The organism is Micromonospora sp. S4605 (assembly GCF_003176715.1).
Taxonomy (GTDB): Bacteria; Actinomycetota; Actinomycetes; order Mycobacteriales; family Micromonosporaceae; genus Micromonospora; species Micromonospora echinaurantiaca.
This window is the reverse complement of record NZ_QGSW01000117.1, coordinates 1-2,442: the sequence shown is the minus strand read 5'-3', so window position 1 is coordinate 2,442 and position 2,442 is coordinate 1. Positions and strand designations below refer to the sequence as shown.

The following is a 2,442-nucleotide window of genomic DNA, read 5'->3' as shown; positions in this document are numbered from 1 at the left end:
CCCCCTCGCCGACCTCTGCGACGACGTCCTCGCCGTCCCCTCACCCGACAGCCAGGTCGTCCAGGAACTCCACCTCGTCTCCACCCACCTGCTCTGCGAGTACGTCGAGCAGGCACTGCCGGCGGTGCTCGCCGCGCCGGCGAACCGGCGCCGGGCGCCCACCGGGCACACCCGCTCCGGGCGGCCGGTGCGGACCGGGGTCGAGGTGGTGCTCGACGGCGGACAGGTCGAGGCGTGAGGGGGGCAAGCGTGGCGGGACCCGTGGTGGTGGTCGGTGACACCCTGCTCGACCGCGACGTCGAGGGGGTGGTGAACCGGCTCTGTCCGGACTCTCCGGTGCCGGTGCTGGACGAGACCGGGTACGTCGACCGACCCGGCGGCGCCGGCCTGGCCGCGGTCTTCGCCGCCGCCCAGGGCGCGGAGGTGGTGCTGGTCACCGCGCTGGCCGACGACGCCGGGGGCGCCCGGCTGAGTTCGCTGCTCACCGCCGCCGGCGTGCAGGTGTACCCGCTGCGGCTGGCCGGCGCCACGCCCGAGAAGATCCGGCTGCGGGCCCGCGGCCGGGTGCTGCTGCGCCACGACCGGGGCGGTCGGCCCGGCGAGCCGGGCGAGCCGTCCGAGGAGGTGCTGCGGGTGCTGGCCACCGCCTCCGCCGTGCTGGTCAGCGACTACGGCCGGGGGGTGGCCCGGCAGCCGGCACTGCGCGCGGCGCTGGCCGCCACCCGCGCGCCGGTGGTGTGGGACCCACACCCGCGGGGCCCGGCCGCGGTGCCCGGGGTGCACCTGGCCACGCCGAACGAGGCGGAGGTGCGGGAACTGGTGCCGATCCCGCCGGGGGCGTCCCGGCTGGCCACCGCGTCCCGGGGCGCGCAGGGGCTGCGGCGGCGCTGGCGGGCCGGCGCGGTGGCGGTGACGCTGGGCGGGGACGGCGCGCTGCTCTGCCACGCCGGGTCGACGCCGCTGGTGGTGCCGTCGCCGGCCGCCGCCGAGGGGGACACCTGCGGGGCTGGGGATCGGTTCGCGGCCACCGCGAGCCTGGCGCTGGCCCGGGGGGCGCTGGTCTCCGAGGCGGTGCAGGAGGCGGTCGGCGAGGCGTCGGCGTACGTTGCGAACGGGGGAGTGGCGACCGCGCTGCCCCCGCCGGCCGGTCCGGCGCCGGTGTCGGTGATCAGCACGGGGGACGGGGTCGGGGTGGCCTCGGCCGCCACCGTGGTGGCCCGGGTCCGCGCGGCGGGCGGCACCGTGGTGGCCACCGGCGGTTGCTTCGACCTGCTGCACGCCGGTCACGTGGCGACGTTGCAGGCCGCCCGGCAGCTCGGCGACTGCCTGGTGGTCTGCCTCAACTCCGACACCAGCGTGCGCGGTCTGAAGGGACCGGACCGGCCGGTCATCCCGCAGGGCGACCGCGCCCGACTGCTGGCGGCGCTGAGCTGCGTCGACGCGGTGATGATCTTCGACGAGGCGACCCCGCACGCGGCGCTGTCCTGGCTGCGCCCGGACATCTGGGTCAAGGGCGGGGACTACGCCACCGGCGCCGGGGACACCTCGGCGCTGCCGGAGGCGGAGATCCTGCGTCGCTGGGGTGGGCACACCGTGGTGGTGCCCTACCTGGACGGCCGCTCCACCACCGCGATGATCGCCGCCGCCCGGTCCACCGGCGGCCGGTCCGGCGACGCCTGCTGCGCCGCCTCGGCCGGGCATCCGGCCGCCGAGCACGGGGCGGGGGCCGCTGTGGCGTCGGGAGCGGCCGGTGCGCCACCCTCCGGCCCGGACCGGCGGCTCACCGACACGGTGCCGCCGGCCGGGACCTCCGCCCGCCGGCCGACCTCGTCGGACGGGACCCGGTGAGCGGCGTGCCGCCCGGCGCCGGGCCGACCGTCCTGATCACGGGCGGGTCGAGCGGGCTGGGCGCGGCGGTGGTCACCGCGGTGGCGCGGGCCGGCGGCCGGCCGTTGGTGCTGGACCGGCGATCGCCGGCGGACGGGGTGCCGTGGGTGGAGTGCGACCTGGCCGACACCCGGGCCGCCGAGGCCGCCACCCGGCAGTTGGCCGAACGCTCCGGTGGCCTGGACGCGGTGGTCACCGCCGCCGGCATCGACGTTCCCGGCAAGCTCGCCGACGTCCCGGGCGAGACGTGGGAACGGATCGTCACCGTCGACCTGCTCGCCACCGCGGCGGTGGTCCGCGCCGCGCTGCCGTTCCTGGAGGCCTCCCGCGGCACCATCGTCACCGTCGCCTCCACCCTCGGCGTCAAGGCCGTCAGCGACGCCACCGCCTACTGCGCCGCCAAGTTCGGCGTCGTCGGCTTCACCCGCGCCCTCGCCGCCGAACTCGCCGGCACCATCGGCGTCACCCTGCTCATCCCCGGCGGCATGCGCACCGCCTTCTTCGACGACCGCGACCCCACCTACCAACCCGGCCCCGACGCCCACCTCAACGACC

1 protein-coding gene and 2 pseudogenes are annotated in these 2,442 nt (G+C 78.1%); all 3 read left to right on the top strand.

All coding sequences use genetic code 11. From position 1 onward, the window contains the following. Positions 1–238, top strand: a pseudogene (locus tag DLJ47_RS07795) (phosphoheptose isomerase); the annotation flags it as partial. An 11-nt stretch (positions 239–249) separates the two neighbouring features. Further along, positions 250–1,710, top strand: a pseudogene (locus tag DLJ47_RS07790) (PfkB family carbohydrate kinase); the annotation flags it as partial. A gap of 134 nt (positions 1,711–1,844) precedes the next feature. Beyond that, positions 1,845–2,442: SDR family NAD(P)-dependent oxidoreductase (locus tag DLJ47_RS07785; protein ID WP_109899386.1), on the top strand; the 598-nt coding region annotated here is incomplete at its 3' end.